At 65.5% G+C, this 4129-nt stretch carries 8 protein-coding genes; all 8 read right to left on the bottom strand.

What is annotated here, in order from left to right:
* Positions 1-17: 17 nt before the first annotated feature.
* Entirely contained in the window at positions 18-260 is a 243-nt protein-coding gene (locus Q0579_RS02895) for a hypothetical protein (RefSeq protein ID WP_298808906.1), read from the bottom strand.
* Positions 261-506: 246 nt separating this feature from the next.
* On the bottom strand, positions 507-1034 hold the full coding sequence (locus Q0579_RS02890) for a hypothetical protein (RefSeq protein ID WP_298808904.1): 528 nt from the start codon (positions 1032-1034) through the stop codon (positions 507-509).
* Positions 1035-1102: 68 nt separating this feature from the next.
* Positions 1103-1456 (bottom strand): hypothetical protein, encoded by a 354-nt coding sequence (locus Q0579_RS02885; RefSeq protein WP_298808902.1) that lies wholly within the window; start codon positions 1454-1456, stop codon positions 1103-1105.
* Entirely contained in the window at positions 1453-2028 is a 576-nt protein-coding gene (locus Q0579_RS02880; protein ID WP_298808900.1) for a hypothetical protein, read from the bottom strand. Before Q0579_RS02880 ends, Q0579_RS02885 begins: the two co-directional genes overlap by 4 nt.
* Complete coding sequence (locus Q0579_RS02875) at positions 2025-2702, bottom strand: hypothetical protein (protein ID WP_298808898.1); 678 nt, start codon at positions 2700-2702, stop codon at positions 2025-2027. The genes Q0579_RS02880 and Q0579_RS02875 overlap by 4 nt, the downstream gene beginning before the upstream one ends.
* Entirely contained in the window at positions 2695-3261 is a 567-nt protein-coding gene (locus Q0579_RS02870; protein WP_298808896.1) for a terminase large subunit, read from the bottom strand. The genes Q0579_RS02875 and Q0579_RS02870 overlap by 8 nt, the downstream gene beginning before the upstream one ends.
* Positions 3254-3685, bottom strand: coding sequence for a P27 family phage terminase small subunit (locus tag Q0579_RS02865; protein WP_298808894.1), 432 nt, complete (start codon positions 3683-3685; stop codon positions 3254-3256). Before Q0579_RS02865 ends, Q0579_RS02870 begins: the two co-directional genes overlap by 8 nt.
* Positions 3686-3806: 121 nt before the next feature.
* Entirely contained in the window at positions 3807-4073 is a 267-nt protein-coding gene (locus Q0579_RS02860) for an HNH endonuclease signature motif containing protein (protein ID WP_298808892.1), read from the bottom strand.
* Positions 4074-4129: the final 56 nt, after the last annotated feature.

The raw sequence follows: 4129 nt of genomic DNA, 5'->3' as shown, positions 1-4129 counted from the left end.
AGACGACAATGCACTAACTATCTACCCGGACCACCCGGTGGGGGCTGCTCAAGGCCGTCCGCGCGCACGCTGACCTCCTCGTCGTTCAGGAACCACCGCGTGACGCCGCGGCACCGATGACCGGCGACCGCGATCACGAAGAAGCGGTAGTGAAACTTCCCCGCATAGAGCGGATGGAAAAATACCATCAGGCCGCCGACGCGGCGCTTGCCGTAGACGATCCAGCTGTTGCCGAGCGCCTGGCGGTAGATCGAGGGCATTATGTCAACGCGGGGCTTACCCGCGAATGCCTGGAGCGCTGCGGACGCTGCGAGCGTTAGCGCGGTCGTTACGACTGCGGTGGCAGCTGCCGTTCCGAGAGCCGTTGATAAAAACGTGGGCGTGAGGCCTGGCGCAAAATAAGCTACTGCGGCAGCGATTGCGATGACGGCGACGATCTTTAAGACTTTTCCCACCACCGCCTCCCTGTACATTTACCTGAAGGCGGTGTGGGCTGGCGAAAACCGCTAATTCGGAAGCTTTGCGACCGCTATCTGGCGTAGAAACTCTTCGATGTTCGCCTGAACAGAGCGGCTTGCCGATTTCCGCGCGCGATTAGATCCGAAGTAGTCGCTTGCCTTTCCTTCGGTCTTCACATCCGTGGAAAAAATCGTCTGTCCAGTGTTGCGGTCGACCAGCTCATATCGAGCTGTCGTTCGCGCCCCAAATCCGAGACCCCTCGAGTCCAGCTCAAGAACCTTGACGATCAGGGACACCTTCCGTGGCGCGTCATCGCGGAAAAGCGCCATGCGCACCAGTGCATCATCAAGCGTGCTTTTCCACAGCGACGAGATGTCGGCTTCCACCCCCGCAGTGTTCATTTTCCCAATCGCCTCTTCCTTTGAGGCGACGGTTACGTTGGTCGACACAAGGGCTGCGTCGAGCCTGTTTGCGCTTGCGGTTACATTCGCAGGTGAAAAATTGAGCGGTGCCACAGAGCAGCCCGCAGTGGACACGCTCGCCACCAGCAGCGCCAGAAACGTTTGAGATCGCATGTGTTGTTTCCCCTTTGCGACTGGCCCCCTGACTCAGTCGCTCGGTGAGTTACACAAGCCGGCCGACCTCACAATCCGCAGAAGTTTGCAATACCGCTGACCCGCCACGCCGCGTCAACCCCGCGCATCTCGACCATCTCGCCGCCGTAGAACTCTGCGCGATCGCCGCGGCAGATACCAATTGCCCAGCCGCGCAGCACGATGTCACCGCGCGCAGCCTGTCGGTACAGGATCGGCTCGCCATGCACCGCGCTGATCACGCCCGCGATCGAGCGGACGCCAAGCCGGCGCATCAGTCCCGCCCAGTCGCGCGGCGCGCGCGGGGAAGGGCCGACGATGTCGCATACGTCACGCCCGGTCGTTGCCAGCACGTGCGCACGCCACATGTCGCCGCAGTGATGCGACCAGGCGGGCGCGGTCATACCGTCTGCTTGGCCTTCGCCCACAAAATTGGCACCTCTGTCATCCGGCTGACGTATTCGAAAAACCGGTCGCCGGGGTGGCGGCGCTGTTGCCACCAATCGGTGAAGCGCTTGATTGTCGGGCGACGCTGATCGCGCATCCGGCTCTCGCCGCTGGCAGTAACGGTGATCGTGTCGCCCGCGTCCGTGATGTCGTAGCCGTCCAAGCGGCCTTTCCAGATGCACTTGAACCCGAGCACGTCACGATAATTCTCGCTGAGTGCGCCGACGTAGAGCTCGTACAGGCAGCCGCGCACAGCCTGGTCAGCGACGTCATCACGAAATTCCGCGGGCACTGCGAAGAGGCTCGCTTTCACCCCTGTTGCCGCGCCGTCGGTCGCCTCGCCGATCGTATCAATCTGGCCGATGCCGCCGATCGCCGTCCACGTCTCGTCGTTGAAGCGGATCGACGCGTTCCCGGTGACGGCGAACACGGGGTCGGGCAGGTCGATGTGAACGCCGAGGAACGGCCGCAGCTCGGGCTTTGCGACCTCATCGGCGAGCGGGGCGGGAAGGCCGCGCAATCCGCTCACAGCAGGTCTTCCACGAAGTCGAGCGCGTACTCGGTTGGGCCTCCCACCTCGGTCTCGTTCTCGCCCGCGTCCTCGGCCACCAGTTGAAAGCGTCCGGTGACCGGCCACTGCATGACGGTGCCCGCGGGCACATCGGCGGAGAGCGGCGGATTGAAGCCGATGGTCGCGACGCCATCCGCTCCGACCATCACCGACCCGGTACCCGACACGATTCCGCCCGCGGCCTGAGTGGCGGCGAGGCTGACGATGTGCGGGCGCTGATCACCCCCGATGTAATCGCCCGCGCTTACCGCCACCGCGCGCGGGGAGAAGCCGGCGACCTTCATGCTGCTCGCGCCGGCCAGCGCCATTTCGGCGACGGTCAGCGCCGCGCGAACGGAGAGCCCCTGAACTGGCAGGGGGCGGCGCCAGTCGTGGAACACGGCGATGTTCAGCCCGCCCGCCAGGTCGGTCACGAGCGAATCCAGCCGCGGGCCGAAGCCTGCCGCTTCGCGCGGGCGGGGCGCACCGTCATAGCCGCCACGGAAGGTGAGGCGCGCAACCCAGCGCGGCGCGGACAGGCCGTACGTCTTTCGCGTGCGCGTGATCGGGCTTTCCTGCCCGCCGACATGCGGCTGGAGGTAGAACGACACCCGGTAGGGCGCGAGGTCGCGAGGCCAGGCGATATCAACCACGGCGCGCGTCCATCTCGCTCATCGCGCCCAGCGTCTCGCCTTTCTCGCCCTCGTCATGATCCGGGATCGTCGCGCGGCACATTGCCACGGCGTCGCGGAACAGCACGTTGGCAGTCTTCTTGTCCTCGCCGATCGCGAAACACTGAGCACGCGCGATGTCGCACCAGCCCATGATGTAGACGCCGATTGCGCCCATCAGCGGCGACTTCGCCTGGCCCTTACCCGTCTCCAGCCAGCCTGAGCGAAACCGCCAGCGGTTCGTTGCCGTGCGCCAGCCGAACAGCGAGCCCATCACGAACGTGTGCCACTCGAGCGGGTAGAACGGCTCGCCCGCCTTCGGTCCGTCGGTCACCTGGAAGACGGACGGCAGGAACTCGAGCGCGTGCGCCGCTTCTTCCGGCCGCCAGAAGATGCCGCGCCGCTCACCGTCGCGGATGTCTCGCAGGTGACGCTCGGCAGAGTGGCGAACCAGCTCGCCGACCGTGAACAGCTTGCCCTCTACCGCGGCTTTAGCCCATGCGGTGGTTGGGTCTGCTTCGGCGAGGAAGCGATTAGCCATGGGGCTTCAGGTACCGGTCGGCGCCCGTGGTGCGCTTGGCCGCCTTCTGCACCTTGCCGCCGCTGTTCCGCTCACGCGGCGAGATGCAGAGCTCCTTTTCCAGCGCCTGCGCTTGGCTCGCCGCGTTGGACATGGTCGTCCACCAAGGGTTGTAGGTTGGTACGCCGGTCTTCTTCGCCTTCATGACCGGACCCGATTTCAGCACCTCGCGCGCGCTGATGTCGAAGGTCACGTAGGCGACGACCAGCCGCATGATGGAATGCGAGTTGGCGACCGCCAGCTTCTCGGCGCCGCGCATCTCGCTGATGATGCTTTTCCAGTATGCCGCGGCGGACGCGCGATCGGCTGCGCGGCCGAAGATCGTGCGCCAGTTCGGCTCAGGCGGGACGCCGTCGCCGCCGGGCAGCTCGATAATGTCGGCCATGTGGCACTCCACGGGCAGGCGGGCCGAAACCCTCCCCCCTCAAAAACTGATCTCAGCGCGCACGGACGGGGGCGTCGGTCCGGGCCTGATCGCCTCCCAGACTTTTGAGAGGGGGGGGGCGTCAGCCCGCCCGGCGGTTCCACGGGTGACCCGGGTCGGTCGGTCGCCCCTCGCGGGTCGCGCCGCTGACCGGTCGGGCCCGGTGCCCCTTCTCGGCGATGGTCTTCGCGTCGTGACACGGCTTGCAGAGCAGCTGGTAGTTGCTGCGCTCGTCGCTGCCGCCTTTCGCCTTCGATCGCTTGTGGTCGGCGATGGTGCCGGGCGTCACGCGATCGTTCCGCGTGCACTCCTCGCACAGGATGACGGTCGCGATCAGGTGAGCGCGCATCGCCTTGAGCAGCCCCCACCGGGTGGTCCGGGTAGATAGTTAGTGCATTGTCGTCT

It is taken from the genome of uncultured Sphingomonas sp. (assembly GCF_936927845.1).
Classification (GTDB): domain Bacteria; phylum Pseudomonadota; class Alphaproteobacteria; order Sphingomonadales; family Sphingomonadaceae; genus Sphingomonas.
This window is presented reverse-complemented; position numbering and strand designations above follow the sequence as displayed.